At 64.8% G+C, this 20066-nt stretch carries 15 protein-coding genes; 8 read left to right on the top strand and 7 right to left on the bottom strand.

The genetic code is table 11. From position 1 onward, the window contains the following. Positions 1–39 precede the first annotated feature (39 nt). From prfB to P6U30_RS20105, 3 genes are all read left to right on the top strand, one after another. A protein-coding gene (gene prfB / locus P6U30_RS20115) for a peptide chain release factor 2 (protein ID WP_407146470.1) occupies positions 40–1171 on the top strand; the annotation gives its coding sequence in 2 pieces (ribosomal slippage) (positions 40–108 and positions 110–1171; 1131 coding nt in all). 3 nt (positions 1172–1174) lie between these two features. Next, on the top strand, positions 1175–2044 hold the full coding sequence (locus P6U30_RS20110; protein ID WP_407164681.1) for an NAD(P)-dependent oxidoreductase: 870 nt from the start codon (positions 1175–1177) through the stop codon (positions 2042–2044). 84 nt (positions 2045–2128) lie between these two features. Beyond that, positions 2129–3037, top strand: coding sequence for a DMT family transporter (locus P6U30_RS20105; protein WP_407164680.1), 909 nt, complete (start codon positions 2129–2131; stop codon positions 3035–3037). Here P6U30_RS20105 and P6U30_RS20100 read toward each other — a convergent pair. Further along, the gene (locus tag P6U30_RS20100; RefSeq protein ID WP_407164679.1) at positions 3034–5193 is read right to left on the bottom strand and encodes a carbamoyltransferase C-terminal domain-containing protein; all 2160 of its coding nucleotides are present in this window, start codon (positions 5191–5193) and stop codon (positions 3034–3036) included. The two genes, P6U30_RS20105 and P6U30_RS20100, sit on opposite strands and share 4 nt — an antisense overlap. Positions 5194–5353: 160 nt before the next feature. Here P6U30_RS20100 and P6U30_RS20095 point away from each other — a divergent pair, with 160 nt between their 5' ends. Next, entirely contained in the window at positions 5354–6589 is a 1236-nt protein-coding gene (locus P6U30_RS20095) for an ABC transporter substrate-binding protein (RefSeq protein ID WP_407164678.1), read from the top strand. A gap of 84 nt (positions 6590–6673) precedes the next feature. Here P6U30_RS20095 and P6U30_RS20090 read toward each other — a convergent pair whose 3' ends face one another. After that, the gene (locus P6U30_RS20090) at positions 6674–8044 is read right to left on the bottom strand and encodes a peptidoglycan DD-metalloendopeptidase family protein (protein ID WP_407164677.1); all 1371 of its coding nucleotides are present in this window, start codon (positions 8042–8044) and stop codon (positions 6674–6676) included. A gap of 100 nt (positions 8045–8144) precedes the next feature. Next, entirely contained in the window at positions 8145–8840 is a 696-nt protein-coding gene (locus P6U30_RS20085) for a peroxiredoxin (protein ID WP_407164676.1), read from the bottom strand. Between the two features lie 216 nt (positions 8841–9056). Between P6U30_RS20085 and P6U30_RS20080 the strand changes: the two genes are divergently transcribed. Further along, positions 9057–12752: a hypothetical protein gene (locus P6U30_RS20080; protein ID WP_407164675.1), complete on the top strand. Its 3696-nt coding sequence runs from the start codon at positions 9057–9059 to the stop codon at positions 12750–12752. Between the two features lie 60 nt (positions 12753–12812). Here the strand turns inward: P6U30_RS20080 and P6U30_RS20075 are convergent, their stop codons facing one another. Further along, the gene (locus P6U30_RS20075) at positions 12813–14060 is read right to left on the bottom strand and encodes an MFS transporter (protein ID WP_407164674.1); all 1248 of its coding nucleotides are present in this window, start codon (positions 14058–14060) and stop codon (positions 12813–12815) included. 56 nt (positions 14061–14116) lie between these two features. Next, positions 14117–15370 (bottom strand): tyrosine--tRNA ligase, encoded by a 1254-nt coding sequence (gene tyrS, locus P6U30_RS20070; protein WP_407146458.1) that lies wholly within the window; start codon positions 15368–15370, stop codon positions 14117–14119. Between the two features lie 149 nt (positions 15371–15519). Here tyrS and P6U30_RS20065 point away from each other — a divergent pair, with 149 nt between their 5' ends. The 3 genes from P6U30_RS20065 to P6U30_RS20055 all read left to right on the top strand — a co-directional run bounded on the left by P6U30_RS20065 (position 15520) and on the right by P6U30_RS20055 (position 17720). After that, positions 15520–16623, top strand: coding sequence for an anhydro-N-acetylmuramic acid kinase (locus tag P6U30_RS20065; RefSeq protein ID WP_407164673.1), 1104 nt, complete (start codon positions 15520–15522; stop codon positions 16621–16623). Between the two features lie 83 nt (positions 16624–16706). Next, positions 16707–17384, top strand: a complete 678-nt coding sequence (locus tag P6U30_RS20060) for a glutathione S-transferase family protein (protein ID WP_407164672.1) — start codon at positions 16707–16709, stop codon at positions 17382–17384. Between the two features lie 6 nt (positions 17385–17390). Then, on the top strand, positions 17391–17720 hold the full coding sequence (locus tag P6U30_RS20055) for a DMT family transporter (protein WP_407164671.1): 330 nt from the start codon (positions 17391–17393) through the stop codon (positions 17718–17720). 357 nt (positions 17721–18077) lie between these two features. Here the strand turns inward: P6U30_RS20055 and P6U30_RS20050 are convergent, their stop codons facing one another. Together P6U30_RS20050 and P6U30_RS20045 are read right to left on the bottom strand one after the other, a co-directional pair. Beyond that, positions 18078–19118, bottom strand: a complete 1041-nt coding sequence (locus P6U30_RS20050) for an IS110 family transposase (RefSeq protein WP_407164670.1) — start codon at positions 19116–19118, stop codon at positions 18078–18080. Positions 19119–19302: 184 nt separating this feature from the next. Continuing rightward, positions 19303–19950, bottom strand: a complete 648-nt coding sequence (locus P6U30_RS20045; RefSeq protein ID WP_280971788.1) for an alpha/beta hydrolase — start codon at positions 19948–19950, stop codon at positions 19303–19305. Positions 19951–20066: the final 116 nt, after the last annotated feature.

Genomic DNA, 20066 nt, shown 5'->3' with positions numbered 1-20066 from the left:
ACATCCCTCGCAAGCTTTTTTCCCAACTCCTGAAAGATCATGCGCGCGGAAATCGAACGCCTTGTTGAAGAGATCAAGCAGTCAGTCGGGCTGCTGAGGAGGCATCTTTGACGTCGAACAATCGACGGCACGCCTCGCTGAGCTGAACAAGCTCGCAGAAGATCCCAATCTCTGGAACGACCCCCAGAAGGCCCAGAAGCTGATGCAGGAGCGGACCTCATTGGAGGACGCGCTCTCGGGCATCGGCAAGGTCGAGCGCGAGCTCGAGGACAACATCGGCATGATCGAGCTCGGCGAGGCCGAGAACGACGAGTCCGTGGTCGCCGACGCCGAGAAGGCGCTTAAGGACCTCAAGAAGGAAGTCGCCCGGCGCGAGCTCGAGGCGCTGCTCTCGGGCGAGGCCGACAAATTTGATTCCTATCTCGAGGTCCATGCCGGCGCCGGCGGCACCGAGAGCCAGGATTGGGCACAGATGCTGCTGCGGATGTACACGCGCTGGGCGGAGAAGCACGGCTTCAAGATCGAATACCTCGAAGAATCCCAGGGCGAAGAGGCCGGCATCAAGTCCGCCACCATCCAGATCTCCGGCCACAATGCCTATGGCTGGCTGAAGACGGAGGCGGGGGTGCATCGTCTGGTGCGAATCTCGCCGTTCGACTCCAACGCGCGGCGGCACACCTCGTTCTCGTCGGTGCAGATCTTCCCGGTGATCGACGACAGCATCAAGATCGAGATCAAGGAGTCCGACGTCCGCACCGACACGATGCGGTCCGGCGGCGCCGGCGGCCAACACGTCAACAAGACCGAGTCCGCGGTGCGCTTGACTCATATCCCGACCGGCATCGCTGTGGTCTGCCAGGCCGGCCGCTCCCAGCACAAGAACCGGGCGCAGGCCTGGGACATGCTGCGCGCGCGGCTCTACGAGATCGAGCTGAAAAAGCGTGAGGAGCAGGCCGCGGCCGACCAGGCCGCCAAGACCGATATCGGCTGGGGCCACCAGATCCGCTCCTATGTGCTGCAGCCCTATCAGATGGTGAAGGACCTGCGCACGGGGGTGCAGACCTCCGACACGTCGGGCGTGCTCGACGGCGATCTCGACGAGTTCATGGCCGCGACGCTGGCGCAGCGTGCCTTCGGCACCGGGCCCGGCGCGGTCGAGGATGTGGACTGATCCATGCCGCGCGTCGCTTTCATCGGATTGGGACGCATGGGCCACGGCATGGCCGGCCGCTATCTCGATGCCGGCTTCACAGTCACGGTGTGGAATCGCACCAGGGCGAAGGCCGAGGACCTGATCGCGCGCGGCGCGCAGTGGGCGACCTCGCCGGAAGATGCCGCGATCGATGCTGACGCCGTGGTGACCATGGTGGCCGACGATGAGGCCTCGCGCTCCGTCTGGCTGACGACGGACGGCGCAGCCGCGACGATGAAAGCCGGCACGCTGGCGATCGAATGCTCCACCGTGTCGTATCAACATGCGCTCGAGATGGCGCGCGAGCTGCGCAATCGCGGACTGATCTACATCGACTGCCCGGTCACGGGCCTGCCGGCCGCGGCCGCCGAGGGCAAGCTGACGCTTCTGGTCGGAGCCGATCCAGCCGATCTCGAGCGGGCGCAACCGGTCCTCGCGCCGATCGGCGAGACGATCCGCTATTTCGGCGCTGTAGGCAGCGGAACGGTATTCAAGCTCATCAACAATCTGTTGGGCGCGGTGCAGATCGCGAGTCTTGCCGAGGGTGTCGCGATGGCCGAGCAGGCGGGCCTCGACATGCAGATGGTGGCCGAAGCACTCGCCAGCGGCGCGATCGCGAGCCCGCAGGTGATCCGTCATTCCAGGCGGATGATCGACCGCGACTTCTCGAACGCCTCGTTCACCGCGGCGCTGCGCCACAAGGACGCCGCCTATGCCGTACGACTGGCCGAGGCACTGCTGCCCGGCGTGCCGGTCAGCCGCGCGGCGCTCACCGCCTACGAGCGGGCTAAGTCGCATGCGCCCGATGGCGACGAAGGCAAGATGATCGAGATCATGTCGCGGCCGAAATAAGCGGACTGGCGGATCGCGGAAATCGGGTGGCCATTGCGACTGCGGCCGGCTACGCATCTGCGCCAGCGCAGATGAGAGCCGGATATGTCGTCTTCCGCCGATAACAGGATCGATCCCCGCGATTGGATGCTGCTTGGCCTGCTGTCCGTATTGTGGGGCGGCTCGTTCTTCTTCAACGGCGTGATCCTGCGCGAATTGCCGCCATTGACCCTGGTGCTGCTGCGTGTGGCGCTTGGGGCTGCCATCCTGCTGCCGCTGCTGCGGACCTATAAGATCGCGCTGCCGAAGGGCTGGGCCGGATGGGCGCCGTTTTTCGCGATGGGGCTGTTCAACAACGTGCTGCCGTTCTCCCTGATCGTATTCGGGCAGACCTACATCACGAGCGGGCTGGCCTCGATCCTCAACGCGACCACGCCGCTGTTTGCGGTGGTGATTATGGCTGTTGCCGGCGAGGAGAAGGCGCAGCCCCGCCGGATCGCCGGCGTGGTCGCGGGCGTGATCGGTGTTGCCGTGCTTCACGGCGATGCGCTCGGGATCGAGAGCCGTCAGGGCATCGGCATCCTGTTGTGTCTGGCCGGGGCCTTCAGCTACGGCCTTGCTGCGCTGGTATCGCGGCGGCTGCCGTCGCGGGTCCCGCCGCTGGGAACAGCGACGTTCCAGATGATGGCGTCGGCCGCGATGATGGCCGTCGTCGCCGGCGTCGTCGAACGGCCTTGGCTATTGCCGATGCCGCATCCGACAACGTGGCTCGCGGTGCTTGGCCTAGCAGCCCTGTCGACGGCATTGGCCTACATCGTGTTCTTCCAGATCCTGCAGCGCTCCGGAGCAACCAATGTGATGCTGGTGACGCTGCTGATTCCGGTGACGGCGATCCTGCTCGGCTATCTCGTGCTCGGCGAGCCGATCTCGCCGCGCGAGGTGATCGGTGCGCTGATGATCGCGAGCGCCTTGCTCCTGATCGACGGGCGCATGCTGACATGGTTTCGGCGCTAGCCTGCGAGCCGTGCCTTCGTCCATGCCGCATGCCATCCCGTGAAGCGTCCGCTGTCGCGCTCACCACCATGCCAGGCGGCGTAGGCGGTGCCGTCGTCGGCAACCAGCACCACTGCATCGAGCCCCTTCGAGCGGCGCAAGGTCTCCATCGCCTGCGCCGGCGTTTGCGCGATCGGTCCCGCCACGTTGAACGACGTGTTGACCGACATCTCGACGCCGATGTGGCGGCCGAGTGCCTTCAGGTAAGCGTAGGTGAGGGGATCATGCGCCTCGCGCACGATCTGGATGCGTCCGGTGCCGTCGGCATGCACCACGGCCGGAATTTTCTCGCGCGCCTGCGGCTTCGAATGCGCGGTCAGCACCATGTAGTTATAGGCGTTGTAGTCGTCGTCGGACGCGCCGTCCTCCAACTCGAAATAGTCGCGCGCGGCCTCCAGCGTCGCCATAGGCGCCAGCGGGCGGATCGCCTCGCGGTATTTGACGCGCTCGTTCAGCCGCGCGCGCACGTTGGGATCGCAGGGATTGGCGAGGATCGAGCGATGTCCGAGCGCGCGTGGGCCGGTCTCGGCGGCGCCCTGGTAGAGTGCGATCACGCCACCTTGCGCCACCATAAAGGCCATCATGTCCGCAATGGTGTCTCGTCCTTCCGGCGTCGCGATACTGCCGATCCGGGTCGAGGCGACATCGTCTGCCGCGAGCGCTGCCGTGATGTCGGCCGCCGACGGCGGTAGCCCGCAATAGAATGCATGCGACAGCGGCGCGCCGCGCGGGGCGCCGGCCATGTGCGCAAACAGCCACGCGGCGCCGATCGGCACGCCGGGATCGCCGGGCACCGGCGGCACCCACATATGCAGCCGCGTCTTGCGCTGCTGCGCCTTCGCGAACCACGCCTCGTTGAAGTGCTCGAGCAGACGCATGTTGCCGAGCGCATTCAGCGCGACGCCGCCGGTCAGCACCAGCCGGTCGGTGCCGGTGATGCGCAGCAAGTGATCGATGACATGGATCATCGCATCCTCGAACACGAGCTGCGTTGCGGCGGCCTTGTCGAGCCGGTCCTTGGTGTCGGCGCGATGATGGATGTCCTCGACGCGCAGCACGGCGTCGGGATTCCAGAGCTGGTCGGGCCGAAGCGGCGGACCAAGAATATCGATCAGCGGTGCCTTGTAAGGATTCTCGGCCGGATCGCTGTGCCAATTGGCCATCGCGCGATTGAGATGCACCGCGCCGTTCGGGCCGAGCAGCAGTACGTTCTTCAATCGCGGATAGTAGGGATTGGTCGCGCGGTTCATGTCGCCCCAGGCGACCGCGCCCATATAGCGCCCCTCGCTGGAGAGCCAGGTCCAGCCGCCCTGGCTGGAAGAGATCACGGTGTAGAAGGCGCCGAGCGAGTCAAACAGGCTCTTATTGCAGTAGAGCTGCTTCATCTCGCCGTTGCGGGCCACGTAAAGCGAGATCGAACCGACGTCTCCGGTGCCGTCGAGGACGGCGATCGCGACCGGCTCACGCGAGTCGGCAAAAGGAGAGGCGGTGAATGAGTACCACGCGTGATTATCATGGTGTGGCATGCAGATCAGCGGCAGCCGTTCGCCAAGCCCGTACATCCGTCCCAGCCTGCGGGACAGCCGCCGCACCTGGTCCATCTGTCGCAGATTGATCGCGGGCGCGATCGGCGCGCGCAGAAGCTTGAAGCTGCCCGGCGCCTCCTCGACCGAGGTGCGGATCAGCAGCGCCAGCAGCGCCGGATAATCCCATGTCGTGACGAAGGCTGCGATGTCGCCGATATCGCGACCCATCCGCCGCAGCACCCGGCGCATGTCCTCCAACGCATGTTGAGGAAACTCGTTGGTGTGCTTGTTGCCGGAGAAGCGCTCTTCCTCGTTGTTGACGATCAGGCGTGGGCCGCCGCTCTGGGTGACTTCGACCAGCGCTACGCCGGTATTGTGCGTGCCGGGGCAGGCCAGGCCGGCGATGTAAACGGTCTCGCCGCGTTGCAGTCGCTCGCGGACCGCAGCGATCGTGCGTTTGGCGAAATCGCCGTTCGCCTTGTGCAAGCCAAGACGCACCATCACTGGCTCGGTGAGCCAGCGCGTGAGTTCGTAGCTCGCGGCTGCCAATCGCGGATGCCGCGGACCGATACGGATGTCCGGTTTATGCAATCAAAGCGCCTCGACCTGTGAGCCCCCGACGGACCATCAATCACAAATAGCGCCAGGCAACAATGCCGTTTCGTCCAACGGAAAAACCCAGCGCTTGCCAGCACTTTCGTGGCTTGCGAAAGTTGCCGCCAAAACCAACGACAAAAATCGGGAGGAAACGATGCTGACTCGGCTTGGATATATCGGCGCGGTCGTGGCGTTCGCAAGTACCGCACTGATCGCGACCGCGGCCTACGCGCAGAAGAAATATGATCCCGGTGCGAGCGATACCGAAATCAAGATCGGCAATATCATGCCGTACAGCGGTCCGGCATCGTCCTACGGCGTGATCGGCAAGACCGAGGCGGCGTTCTTCAAGATGATCAACGATCAGGGCGGTATCAACGGCCGCAAGATCAACTTCATCAGCTACGACGACGCCTATTCTCCTCCGAAGGCGATCGAGCAGGCGCGCAAGCTCGTCGAGAGCGACGAGGTGCTGCTGATCTTTCAGGCGCTGGGCACGCCGTCCAATTCGGCGATCATGAAATACATGAATGCAAAGAAGGTGCCGCAGCTCTTCGTCGCCTCCGGCGGCACCAAGTTCGGCGACCCGAAGAATTTTCCCTGGACGATGGGCTTCCAGCCCAACTATCAGAGCGAGGGACGCATCTACGCCAAATACATCCGCGACAAATTTCTCGACGGCAAGATCGCAGTGTTCTGGCAGAACGACGATGCGGGCAAGGATCAGTTCAAGGGACTGAAGGACGGGCTCGGCGACAAGGTCGGCATGATCATCGCCGACAAGTCCTATGAGGTCAGCGATCCCTCGATCGATTCCCAGATCGTTGCGCTGCACGATTCCGGCGCGGACATCTTCTTCTCCTGGGCCGCGCCGAAGGGATCGGCGCAAGCGATCCGCAAGGTCGGTGAGCTCGGCTGGAAGCTGAAGTTCTTCCTCGCCAACACCGCGACCTCGGTCGCCTCCGTGCTGAAGCCCGCAGGCCTCGAATTCTCCAAGGGCATCATCTCGACGGCTTATCTGAAGGATCCGACTGATCCGACCTGGGACAAGGATCCCGCCGTGCAGAATTGGCGCAGCTTCATGGACAAGTACTATCCCGACGGCGACAAGGCCAACGCCAACAACATCTACGGCTATGTGCAGGCCGAGGCGATGGTGCAGGTGCTGAAGCAGTGCGGCGATCATCTGACGCGTGAGAACGTGATGAAGCAGGCTGCGAACCTGAAGAACTTCCACTCCGACCTGATGCTTCCCGGCATCATGGTCAACACGGCACCGGACGACTATTTTCCGATCGAGCAGATGCAGCTTATGAAGTTCAATGGCGAGGCGTGGGAGCTGTTCGGCGACGTCATCACCGGCGAAGTCGGGCACGACGCAACGCGATAGCTGTCTGGAGGCGTCGCCGCATACGCGGCCGCATCCGCCTCCTCATTCCGGGGCGCCGGGTCGCGACGCATGCGGAAGAGGCTCTCAGCCGGCGTTGAGCCGCACGCCCGCGCGCAGGAAACGCTGCGGGTCGACCGCTTCGCCGCCGATGCGCGTTTCATAGTGCAGATGCGGGCCGGTGGAGCGGCCGGTCGAGCCGACTTCGCCGATCACTTGTCCGATCTTCACGTATTCGCCGACCTTGACCTTGATCTCGGAGAGATGGCCGTAGCGCGTCGAGAGCCCGTTGCCGTGATCGACCTCGACCATGCGGCCGTAGCCGCCGGCCCAGCCCGCCGACACCACCTTGCCGTTGGCGGTGACACGCACCGGATCGCCCTGGGCGGCACGGAAGTCGAGTCCGGTGTGCATCGCAGGCCGGCCGAGGAAGGGATCGGTTCGCACGCCGAAGCCGCTGGTGAACTCGACCTCGCCGACCACCGGCTTGCGGTAGGGCACCAGCGCCAAGGTCTGGTTCAGCCGCTGCATCTGCGCGCGGTTGATGTTGATGCGATAGAGCTGGCGCTCGAACGGACCGGCGTCGGGAGCGAGCTTCACCGGCACGAACGGCCCGCCCATGCCGCCGCGCGGCGCCGCTGCCTCGAGATGGGCCATGTTGAGGCCGAGATCGCTGATCACGCCGCGCATCCGGCGCACCTTCGATTCGATGCCGTCCTCGACCGAGGCGAGCGCCGCCACCTGTCGCCGTTCGACCTGGTCGAGAGAGGTTTGCAGGCGGACCAGCACGTTGTCGACGCCCTGCGCCTTGGCGAACTGGCTCGGCTGCGTCTTGGTGACCAGCGGCGCGCGCGATTCCAGCCGCGCCTCGCGGTCAGGCGGCGCCACGAAGATCACGGTGTCGCTGATCGGCGAGGGCTTCGGCATGCCGGAGGAGGGCGCCGCCTCGGCGCGGCCCTGCGGCTTGACCGATCCGGTGCTTCCGAGGTCAGGGATCGAGCCGAGCGCGGTGGCGCGTGATTCCAGCGTGGCCTGCCGCCGCATGATCTGGTCGAGCTCCTGGTCGAACTGCTCCTGGTCGAGGAGCTGGCGGCTGGTGGTGCGATCGACCTTGGCGCGCAGCTCCGCGATGCGGTCCTCATAGGCGTATTGCATCTCGGCCTGGCGCGCGATCAGCCGGGTCAAAACGTCGTCGCGGAACGCAAAATAGGTGGCGGTCGCCGCCGACCACATGCCGAGCAGGACGATGGTGCCGACAATGATCCAGAAGACGACGGGCCCAAAGCGGACCTGTTTGCCGGCGTGGACGATGGCATAGCCGGCGCCCGAGGCCGCACCGGTCGTGGCAGCCGGCATCGGAGCGGCATGGGCGGCCGGGCGGCGTGGCGGTGCCCGGCCATGGTCCTGCGGATGATGGTGTCGGTGATATTCGTGATGGTGACCGGACCGGCTTGACATCGGTACTCCCGCGGCCGGTCGGACCAAGTTCCGTACGGCTAATCTGCGGGACCGATTTGAGCCTTCTATGGTTAATTTTCGGAAAACGGAACCTCGACAGTCAGAGCGATCGGGCCGCTGCCAGCACCTCGTCGGCGTGGCCGTCGACCTTCACATGGCGCCAGAGCCGGGCGATTTTTCCGTTCGAATCAACCAGAACCGTTGTGCGAATAATTCCCATGAAGGTCCTGCCGTACATGGATTTTTCGCCCCAGGCACCATAGGCCCCCAGCATGCTATGCTGCTCGTCGGACAGGAGCGGGACCGATAGCTGGTGTTTGTTTCGAAATGACTCCTGAGACTTAACCGTGTCGGCGGAAATGCCGAGCACTGCGGTATCCGCGTCCGCGAAGGCGCTGCTCAGCCGGGTGAAGTCGATTGCCTCGCGGGTGCAGCCGGGGGTGTCGGCGCGGGGGTAGAAGAACAGGACCAGCTTCTTGCCGGCGAAGTCCTTCAACGAGACGCTGCCGCCGCCGTCGCGCGGCAGGCAGAAGGCCGGTGCCTTGGCGCCTTCGGCGAGGGTTACCCCGAGAGCTTTTGTCGCGCTGCCGACCGGCTTCGACTTTAACGTTTTCGAGTCGGCCTTGTGCGAGGCTTGGCTACGAACCGCCGCGGCAGTCTTGCCCTTGGTCTTGGCAGCCGCCGCGCGGGTTTTCGCAGCAGACGTCCCCGTACTTCTACGTGCGGCGCGGGCAACCTTGGTTGCTGCCCGCTTTCCGGTTGTGTTGGAGGATTTCTTGCGCGTTTTCTTGGACATACGCCTTCCTTTCGTCGCTTTCCGCGGTTCAACCATTGGGGTATTGCGGGCCTCATTCGCGGCAACCGGATTCGCGGGCCGTCGCTGGGCAAGTTTGATGGCCTCGGAGTATGGTTACAAGGAAATCGACGCACTACCCGTCCGCTCGTCGAATCGGCTTTGTTTCGGTTCTTAGGTCCGTTAGTGGGCAACCTGATTAGTCGAGGATAGGCAGCGATGCCGGCACAGGAGGGCTCGATACGAATCGACGGGCGCCCCGATGTCGGCGATCGACATCACCGCCAGCACCGAGAGGCAATGGCAAGACATACGTCGCCGCAGGGACCAAATCCGCGCGTCGAGGCTGAGTTCTCGCAATGGGAAGATCAGGTCGCGTGGGACGAGCAGGATGAGGCGGCGGGGCACCGTGCGCGGCAATTGCTGGCGCGTTCCAACACCAATCTGCATCGCTTCAGCGATTCCTGCACCCGCCTGCAGCGCTGGCTGAACGGCGAGCGCTGGGTGCGCCGCATCGGGCTTGTGCTTGGCGTGCTCGCGGTCATTTTTGCGACTTGCTTCGGCGCGCTGTGGTGGCGGCTCGGCGCCGGGCCGATCAACCTCGACATCGCAACGCCATGGCTTGCTGCCGCGATCGAGGAGAACATCGGTCACGGCAACACCGTCGAGGTCGGCGGAACGCAGATCGAGCGCGCCGGTCGGATCAGGATCGCGGTGCGTATTCGCGATATCATCGTCCGCGATCGCGACCACGCCATCGTCGCGAGCGCGCCGAAGGCCGAGGTGCGGCTGTCGGGAACCGCGCTGCTGCTCGGGCAATTGCGCGCCGAAAGCCTTAACCTCGTCGATGCCGAACTGTCGGTGCGCATCACGCCGGACGGCTACGTGACGGTGTCGGCCGGCGACACCGCAAAGCCGCTCGCCACCGGCGTCGCGTCCAAGAAGGAGGCTGGGGTCCCGCCGACATTCCCGCGTCCGGTACCTGCCGCGCCTCCGCCGGCGCCGTCCGATCCAGCCACGCCCACATCCGATCCGCCGCCATCCGCGCAGAGCGGCCTGCTCGCGGGTCTCGACTGGCTGGACAGTCTCAGCCTGACCGGCCTCGACGGACAGAACCTCAACGAGATCGGCCTGAAGAACGGCAATCTGGTGGTCGACGACCAGCAGCGCGGCAACAAGTTCAGCTTTGAGAATATCAGCCTGAGCCTGCGCCGCCCGAGCGAGGGCGGCGTGGCGCTGAGCTTCGGCGAGGAGGGCGCGAAACCCTGGGCGGTGCGCGTGGTGGTCGGGCCGCAGGTCGACGGCGTGCGCTCGGTCGACATCAAGGCCGACAAGGTCTCAGCCGCCAATATCCTGCTGGCGCTCCGGACCAAGGACCTCACCTATAGCGCTGATCTGCCGATATCGGGTGAATTGAAGGGCGAACTCGGCCGCGACGGTCTGCCGACCTATTTCCGCGGCAAGATCAACGTCGGCGCCGGCAACATCATCGACACCGACACGCCCGACTACCCGATGGCGATCGATTCGGCCGACATGAGCGTCGAATGGGATTCGGGGCGGCGCGTGCTGCTGGCGCCGATCAAGATCATCTCGGGCGCCAACCGGATTACGCTGCTCGGGCATCTGGAACCGCCGAACGACAACGTGACCGACTGGCAGGCGGGCCTGTCCGGCGGCACCATCGTGCTGGCCGGCATCGACGCGAACGAGCCGCCGCTGATCTTCAACCGCATCAACATCGGCTTCCGGTTCGATACCGACAAGAAGCGCGTGCTGCTGACCCAGGCCGACATCTCCAATGGTGAGATTGGCGTCGCCGGCACCGGCAGCATCGACTATTCCGGCGAGCCGCGGCTGCAATTGGGTTTCGCCGGGACACCGATGTCGGCGATCGCGTTGAAGCGGGTGTGGCCGACCATCATCGTGCCCGAGGTGCGCCAGTGGGTGATCGAGCGCATCGAGCGCGGCACGCTCCAGCGCATCGACGTCGGCGTCAATTCGCCGGTGCACAATCTGTCGCGCAAGGGGCCGCCGATCCCGGATGACGGTCTTTCTGTGAACATCGTCGCCTCCGGCGTCGCGGTGCATCCGGTCGATGGGATGCCTTCGGTGCACGACGCGGATCTGAAGGCCAAGGTGACCGGCCGTACCGCGACGGTGTGGATCGGCCAGGGCGTTGCCGACACGCCGGCGGGCCGCAAGATCACGCTGTCCGATTTCACCTTCGAGGTGCCGGACATGGCGCCGAAGCCCTCGCCGTCGAAGGTCAAGTTCCGGGTCGACTGCGCGGTGCCGGCCGCCGCCGAGATCCTCGCCTCCGACCGGCTCAGCGATCTCTCCGGTCCGCCAATCGATCCCAACGCCAGCAAGGGCAATGTCACGGCCACGATCAACCTCGGCATGCCCGTGAAAGGCGAGCTGACCAAGGCCGACACGACCTATGCCGTCACCGCCGACGTCACCGCCGTTGCGGTCGACAAGCTGGTGATGAACCAGAAGCTCGAGGCCAACGCGCTCAAGATCGTTGCCAGCAATGCCGGCTTCCAGGTCAAGGGCGACGTCAAGATCAACGGGCAGGCCGCGTCGCTCGATTACCGCAAGCCGGCCGACGGCGACGCCGACGTCAAGCTGCAGGCGACGCTGGATGATGCCAGCCGCGCGCGGCTTGGGATGGATTTCGGCGCGGCGGTCTCCGGTGCGATCCCGATCAAGCTGAGCGGCAAGATCGGCAGCGGCGACAACAGCACCAAGATGGGTGTCGAGGCCGACCTGACCCAACTGAAGCTCGACAATGTGCTGCCGGGATGGGTCAAGGCATCGGGCAGGGCGGGCAAGGCGACCTTCAACGTGGTGCCGAAAGGGCAGTCGACACGGTTCGAGGATATCGTGGTCGAGGGCAGCGGCGTCTCGATCAAGGGCTCGCTCGAGGTCGACCAGAACGGCGACCTCATGAACGCGAGCTTCCCGACCTACGCGCCGTCGGAAGGCGACAAGACATCGCTGAGGGCCGATCGCGGGCCCGACGGCGCATTGAAGGTGACGATGCGCGGCGACGTGTTCGACGGACGCGGCTTCCTGAAGTCGGCAATTTCGGGCCGCGAGTCCGATACCAAGAGCAAGACCAGGAACATCGATTTCGACTTCGATGTGAAGCTCGGCGCTGTCGCCGGCTTCAACGGCGAGGCGGTGCGCAGCGTCGATGCCAAGATGTCGCGCCGCAACGGCTTCATCAAAGCGTTCACGCTGAGCGGCAAGGTCGGGCGCGACACGCCTGTCAGCGTCGATATGCGCGGCCGTCAGCAGGGACGCGAGGTGATCTATCTGCAGACCAGCGACGCCGGCGCGTTTCTGCGCTTCATCGACACCTATTCGAAAGTGGTCGGCGGACAGTTGACGCTGGCGATGGAGCCGCCGACGCCGGAGCCTGGCCCCCGGGAAGGCCTGCTCAACATCCGTGACTTCGCCGTGAAGGGCGAGGCCCAGCTCGACCGCGCCGTCGCCGGTGGACCGGTCAGCACCCAGAACGGCATCGCATTCTCCGCGTTGCGCGCCGAGTTCACGCGCCAGAGCGGCATGCTCACGATCCGCGACGGCGTGGTCAAGGGACCGAGCATCGGCGCAACCATCGAGGGCAGCATCGACTACATCGGCAACCAGGTGCGGATGAACGGCACCTTCATCCCGATGTACGGACTGAACAACATGTTCGGCCAGATTCCGTTCTTCGGGATCTTCCTCGGCGCCGGCAGCAACGAGGGCCTGATCGGCGTCACCTACGAGGTGGTCGGGACGCCCAGCGCGCCGGTGCTGCGCGTCAATCCGATCTCGGCGCTGGCACCGGGACTGACGCGCAAGATTTTCGAGTTCAAGCAGTACAACAACCCGAACGATCTGCCGCCGACCAATAACTAGGGCGTTGACCTTACCACCGATCGCGCACCCGCCGAGTGGAGAGAAGGCAGTTCGCCAAACTCAGCGCCGCAGCGCCGGCACCACCAGGAACGGGATCAAGCCCAGCACCACATTGACCAGCGCGAACACGATGAGCGGGTTGTAGCTGTGGGTCCAGTCATGGATCAGGCCGCCGCTCCATGAGCCGAGCCCAGAGCCGAGGCCGCTGCCGATCATGATCGTGCCGTAGATCGTGCCGACGCGCTCGCCGCGGAAGATTTTAAGCGCAGTCGCGGTGATCAGCGGGCCGCGCGAGCCGATCATGCTGCCGAAGCAGATCACGAAGCCGGTCAGCAGCCAGTAGTTCGGATACCACTGCAACAGCCAGAGCAGGATGATGCCGACGATCGAGACGCCGTAGCTGAACAGCACCGACGGCCGGCGGCCGATGATGCCGTCGAGCGTGGAGACGCCGAGCATGCCGACGAACAGCGCGACCCCGGAAAAGCCCCAGGCGGTCGCCGCCTGCAGCGGCGGGAAGCCGACGTCGATCAGGTAGGCGACGATCTGCGCGGTGAGCGCGTACATCGCGACCGCGGTGAAGAAGAAGGTTGAGAACAACGCCCAGAAGGCGTGATGGCGCATCGCGCTGAGCAGCGTCCAGCCTTCGTCGACCAGATCTGCATGGGCCTTTCTGACGACATGGGGCGAGCCGCGTGCGAGCCGTCGCCACGGCAGCAGCAACAGCGGAACGAGCAAACAAAGCGCTGTTATGCCGAACACGTCATAGGCGTTGCGCCAGCCGATGCGGTCGATCAGGACCTGTGAGAGCGGGAGCAGCACCAGCAGGCCGGCGCCGGTCGCCGAATACATCACGGCCATCGCGGTCGGAAGCCGCGGCCCGAACCAGCGGCCGAGCAGGATCGAATTCGAGACGTTGCCGATCAGCGCGCTGCCGAAGCCGACGCAGAGGCCGACGCTGAGCCGGAATTGCCAGAGGGCCTGCGCATGCGCGGCAACGAGGAATGCGCATCCCAGCAGCAGCATCCCGAGCGAATAGACCACGCGAGGACCCGAGCGGTCGAACAGGCGGCCGACCAGCGGCGCGGTCAGACCGCTGGCGAGCCAGGTCAGCGAATACACCGAGACGACTTGCGCGCGATCCCAGCCGAAGTCTTCCGAGATCGGCTTCAGGAACACGGTGAAGCTGTCGCTGAGACCACGTCCGAGCACCGACAGCACGAAGCACAGCGCCAGCACGTTCAACGCGACGCGTGATTGTTTCAGCGGCGCCGCAAGCGTGTCGTTCGAGTTCGTGGTCTGGTCCATCGGAAAGCAGGGAGCGCGCTTTCTGTGCTCCCTACAACCGACAAATGCGAATGCGCCTATGCAGGCTTGAGCAGGACGTGCCGCTTCTTGCCGAGCGAGAGCTTGACGACGCCCTCCGGCGTGAGGTTGCCGTTCGTCAGCAGCATCTTCTCGTCGGTGACCGCAACATCGTTGACGCGCAGTCCGCCGCCCTTGATCTGGCGCCGGGCTTCGCCGTTCGACCCGACGAGTTCGGCCTTCACGAACGCGGTGAGAACGCCGAGCCCGTCAGCAAATTCGCTCTGCGGAATTTCCACCGTCGGCAGCGTCTCGGCGAGCGCGCCTTCCTCGAAGGTGCGCCGCGCGGTCTCGGCGGCCTCGTTCGCCGCGTCGCGGCCGTGGAGCAGGGCGGTAGCTTCGGTCGCCAGCACCTTCTTGGCCTCGTTGATCTCGCTGCCGCCGAGCGCCGCAAGCTTGCTGATCTCGCTCATCGGCAGGATCGTGAACAGCTTGAGGAACTTGATGACGTCAGCGTCCTCGACGTTGCGCCAGTATTGCCAGAAGTCGTAAGGCGAGAATTGGTCGGCGTTCAGCCACACCGCTCCCTTCGCCGTCTTGCCCATCTTGTCGCCGGAGGCGGTGGTGAGCAGCGGCGTGGTCAGCGCGAATAATTGCGGCGTACCCATGCGGCGGCCGAGATCGACACCGTTGACGATGTTGCCCCATTGATCGGAGCCGCCCATCTGCAGCCGGCAGCCGACGCGGCGCGACAGCTCGACGAAGTCGTAGGCCTGGCAGACCATGTAGTTGAACTCGATGAAGCTCATCTCCTGCTCGCGCTCGAGCCGGAGCCGCACCGAGTCCATGGTCAGCATGCGGTTGACCGAGAAGTGGCGGCCGATGTCGCGCAGCATCTCGATCCAGTTCAGCTTGGTCAGCCACTCGGCGTTGTCGAGCATGATCGCGTCCGACGGGCCATCGCCATAGCGCAGCACCTTGGCGAACACGCCGCGGATCGAAGCCTTGTTGGCCTCGATCTCCGCGATGGTCCGCATCGCGCGCGTCTCGTCCTTGCCGGAGGGATCGCCGACCATGGTGGTGCCGCCGCCCATCAGGGTGATCGGCTTGTTGCCGCTCTGCTGCAGCCAGTACAGCATCATCATGGTGAGGAAGTTGCCGATGTGCAGCGACGGTGCGGTGCAGTCGTAGCCCACATAGGCGGTCGCCTGGCCCTTCGCGGCGAGCGCGTCCAGGCCCTCGAAATCGGAGCATTGGTGGACGAAGCCGCGTTCCTGTAAAGTATTCAGGAAATCCGATTTAAATGCAGTCATTTGTCGGCGACTCAGAGCATTCGAGTTTTACGGTTTTTGCATCAATTTGCGGAACCTTGGTGCTCAAGCTGCCGCAGGCGGATGCGCTGTGGCATTATAGGATGTACTTGTTTGAGACAAGCCGGGGTTCCGGCTAGGGCGCGACCAAGATGATGCTGACGGCACTCGGTCTGATGAGCGGTACTTCGCTCGACGGCGTTGATGTGGCGTTGATCGAGACCGACGGCCGCCAGATCAAGGCCTTTGGGCCTTCCAGCTACCGGCCCTACACGGACGGCGAGCGCAGCCTGCTCCGGCAAGCGCTGACGGATGCCGTTCATCTGCCGCAGCGCGATGCCCGGCCGGGGGTGCTGCGGCAGGCAGAACAGGCTGTCACTGTCGCTCATGCCGAGGCGGTCGCGTCGTTCTCCACGCAGCACCGGATCTCCTGCCAGGACATCGATATCGTCGGGTTCCACGGGCAGACCGTGCTGCACCGTCCCGACCGCAAGCTGACGGTGCAAATCGGCGACGCCGCGGCACTCGCCAAGGCGATCCACATTCCGGTGATGCACGATTTCCGCGCCGCCGACGTCGAGGCCGGCGGGCAGGGCGCGCCGTTCGTGCCGGTCTATCACCGCGCGCTGGCGCAATCGCTGAACCGCGAAGGGCCGATCGTGGTGGTGAATATCGGCGGCGTGTCGAACATCACCTATATCGACGGCACGGATACGCTGATCGCCTGCGATACCGGCCCGGGCAACGCTTTGCTCGACGACTTCATGTATCGCGAGATGCATCAGCCGTTCGATACCGAAGGCCGGCTGGCCGCGCAGGGCAGGCCGGATGAGGCGTGGATCGCCCGGGCGCTGAAGCTGCCGTTTTTCTCGGCTCCGCCGCCGAAATCGCTCGACCGCAACGACTTTGCCCAACTCAAGCTCAGCGCCATGGCGCCTGCCGACGGCGCCGCGACACTGACCGCCTTCACCGCGGCCGCCATCGCCCGCATCGTGCCGCTGCTGCCCAAGCCGCCGAAGAGCTGGATCGTTGCCGGCGGCGGCGCCTCCAACCTCACCATGCTGCGGATGCTGCGCGAGCGGCTGGCGCCGGCGACCGTGGAGGCCGCCCAGGCGGTCGGCTGGGCATCCGACGCGATCGAGGCTCAGGCCTTCGGCTTCCTCGCCGCCCGCGGCCTGAAAGGTCTGCCGCTCAGCTATCCCGCCACCACCGGCGTGCCGATCCCGATGACGGGGGGCATCATCGCCCGGCCGTGATTTGGATGCAAGTGCATCCATCTTGACGATTTAATGCAGTTGCATGTAAGTTGATGCAACTGCATTAAAACGCGAGGTTCGCCATGGCCACCCTGAAGCTGATCAGCCACAAGCTCTGCCCCTATGTGCAACGCGCGGTGATCGCGCTTGCCGAGAAGGGAGTGCCGTTCGAGCGGATCGACATCGATCTCGCCCATAAGCCCGACTGGTTTTTGAAGATCTCGCCGCTCGGCAAGGTGCCGGTGCTGGTCGTCACCGGCGACGACGGCAAGGAAGTCGCGCTGTTCGAGAGCAACGTGATCTGCGAATACATCGAGGAGACGCAGGCCGGCGCCAGGCTGCATCCGCAGGATCCGCTTGTTCGCGCCGAGCATCGCGCCTGGATGGAATTCGGCTCGGCGATCCTGGGCGACCTCTGGGGCCTCGAGACCACCACCGATGCGGCGACGTTCGACAGCAAGCGGCAAGCGGTGGCCGCGAAGTTCGCGCGCGTCGAAGCGGCCCTTGGCGCGGGCCCGTTCTTCGCAGGGCAAAGCTTCAGCCTGGTGGATGCGGTGTTCGCGCCGATCTTCCGTTACTTCGACGTGTTCGACCAACTGACCGATCTCGCTGTCTTCGCCGAGACGCCGAAAGTGCGGACGTGGCGCGCAGCGCTGGCGCAGCGGCCGAGCGTGCGCAGCGCCGTATCGCCGGACTATCCGAACCTGCTGCGCGCGTTCCTGGCGCGCTACGACGCGCACATGCTGAAGCTCGCCGCGTAACACGCCATGTCGCAGTCGCTCGCGTGGATCGCGCTTGTCACGGCAGGCCTGCTCGACGTCGGCTGGGCGATCTCGATGAAATATGCCGAGGGCTATACGCGGCTCGGCTGGAGCCTGGTCTCGCTGCTGCTGCTCGCGGCATTCGTATTCCTGCTCGGGCGCGCGCTGCAGGTGCTCGGGGTCGGCGTCGCCTACACGGTGTGGACAGGCATCGGCGCGGTCGGCACGCTGACGATGGGCGTGCTGCTGTTCGGTGAGGCGCTGAACCCGATGAAGATCACGGGAATCGCGCTGGTGCTGGCCGGTATCGCTGCGCTGAAGCTTGCGGCTGAATAAGCCGCGCCCGTAGCCCGGATGCAGCGAAGCGCAATCCGGGACATCTTGACCTGAGGAATGAGCGGACCCGGATTCGCTTTCGCTGCATCCGGGCTTCTGTAACGGGCCTTGGTTAGTCAATCCCTTTTGCGTCATCCGCTCGCCGGGAACCTGCTTCTGTACGGGATCGGCGCTGTGGCCGTCGCCTGATGGGGTTCTAGGGAGGAGCAGGTCGACCAATCTACGGAAGCGTGATCGCATTGTTGGATGCGTCGACAACCCGGATGACGGCCTGACCTGATCCATCGTCCCGGCGAAGGGACTTCGCTTCGGGAAGGCTGGTGTCGTGACCCGCCCGAAAACCTGTGCGCTCCTCTGTTAGGCCGCCATTGCGGTTGCCTTGGTAGCCGGATTGAAGGGGACGTTGTCCTTAAGCATGCGCAGCATGATCACGGCGAGTTTGCGCGCCAGCGCCACCTTGGCCTTGTTCATGCCGGCGCGCCTGGCGATCCGCATCGCCCAGCTCTTGAGCTGTGCACAGCCCTTGATCGGCTTGGTCAGGATGATGTGGGCAGCCTCATAGAGGGCCTCGCGCACGGCGGCGTCGCCATTTTTGCTGATGCGGCCGGAGTAGTCGGTCTCCCCTGACTGGTGCTTCTTCGGCGTCAACCCGAACAGCGGTCCCGCCCGCTTCGAGGAGGTGAAGCGCGAGGGGTCATCGATGGCGCTGGCATAGGTCAGCGAGATGACCGGCCCCACGGCCGGCGTCGACATCAACAGCCTGGCCTTGGCGTCCAGCACAGACATCGCCCGCACCCGCTTCTCAAGACCGTTGAACTCGCGCAGCAACACCGCATGAACTGCCAGCGTCGCCGCGGCGATCGCCTCGAGGGCTGGATGGCCGGCCACCAGCTCGCCGATCCGTGCCGCAAAGCTGCACTTCGTCGTCTTGCCGACCTTCAGGCCGAAGCCACGCAAGATCCCGCGCAAGCTGTTCTCGAGATCCTGAAGCTTGGCCTGGATCAGCTTGCGCGCCGTCAGCATCGCGCGGGTCTCCTGGGCACTCATCGACTTGCAATGCACCGGCCGGAACCAGCCGAGCCGCATCAATTGCGCGATGTTGCGGGCATCGTTGCGGTCCGACTTCACCGGCATCGCTTTGAAGGCATCGCTCACGTGGCGTGTCTCCAATAGCTCGACCGCAAGTCCAGCCTTCTTCATCGCCGCGTAAAGCCACTGTGACAGCGGCCCGGCCTCCAGCCCGATCCTGGCCAGCTCGAACCCGAGCGAACGGAACCAGCCGATCAGCGCTTCCGGTTCGCTCGCCACCTTCGCCTCCCGAGTGATCTTGCCGTTCGCGTCGACAACGCACACGCTGGAGCATTCCAATGACACGTCGATTCCGGCATAATGGTCCATGGTCGTCTCTCCTCGATGCTTGGAGCGAGGCCTTGCCTCGACTCCGTTACACCATCAATGTGAGGGACGACCGCCCCCTTCCAAGCCAGCCGCGCGACGCGCGCCATCCAATAGCGCCGTAGCTAGCGCGGCTGGCTGGGAAGCGGGACCGCGGCCCGTTACCCCATCTACGAGGTCTACGGCGTCAGCGCACGTTGGCGAGACGCATGTCGAGATAGCCGGTCACCGTCTCCATCAGCGGCTCGAGCTTGCCGTCGAAGAAGTGGTTGGCGCCGGGGATGATCTGCTGATCGATCACGATGCCCTTTTGCGTCTTCAGCTTCTCGACCAGCGTGTTGACGTCCTTGGCGGGCACCACCGCATCCTTGTCGCCGTGCACGATCAGGCCCGACGACGGGCAGGGCGCGAGGAACGAGAAGTCATAGAGATTGGCCGGCGGCGCGATCGAGATGAAGCCCTCGACCTCCGGGCGCCGCATCAGGAGCTGCATGCCGATCCAGGCGCCGAACGAGAAGCCCGCGACCCAGCAGGCGCGCGCTTCCGGATTGATGGCCTGCGCCCAATCGAGCGCGCTCGCGGCATCCGAGAGTTCGCCGGTACCGTGGTCGAACGAGCCCTGGCTGCGGCCGACGCCGCGGAAGTTGAAGCGCAGCACCGAGAAGCCGCGATGGGCGAACGCGTAGTAGCACTGGTAGACGATCTGGTGGTTCATCGTGCCGTGGAACTGCGGATGAGGATGCAGGATCATCGCAATCGGCGCGTTCTTCTGCTTGGCCGGATGGTAGCGGCCTTCGAGGCGGCCAGCAGGGCCGGTGAAAATGACTTCAGGCATCGTGATCTCTTGCTTGATCCCTCGATTGATCCGTGCGCATCAACCGGATATGGGCTGCCTTCATCGGCTTCTGCCGGACAAAGCAGCTCATCGAAGGGTGATCGGCGTCGCTGACA

It is taken from the genome of Bradyrhizobium sp. ORS 111, assembly GCF_045571485.1.
In the GTDB taxonomy this organism is placed as follows: Bacteria; Pseudomonadota; Alphaproteobacteria; order Rhizobiales; family Xanthobacteraceae; genus Bradyrhizobium.
The sequence above is the reverse complement of the archived record's forward strand: the minus strand, read 5'-3'. Positions and strand labels throughout refer to the sequence as shown.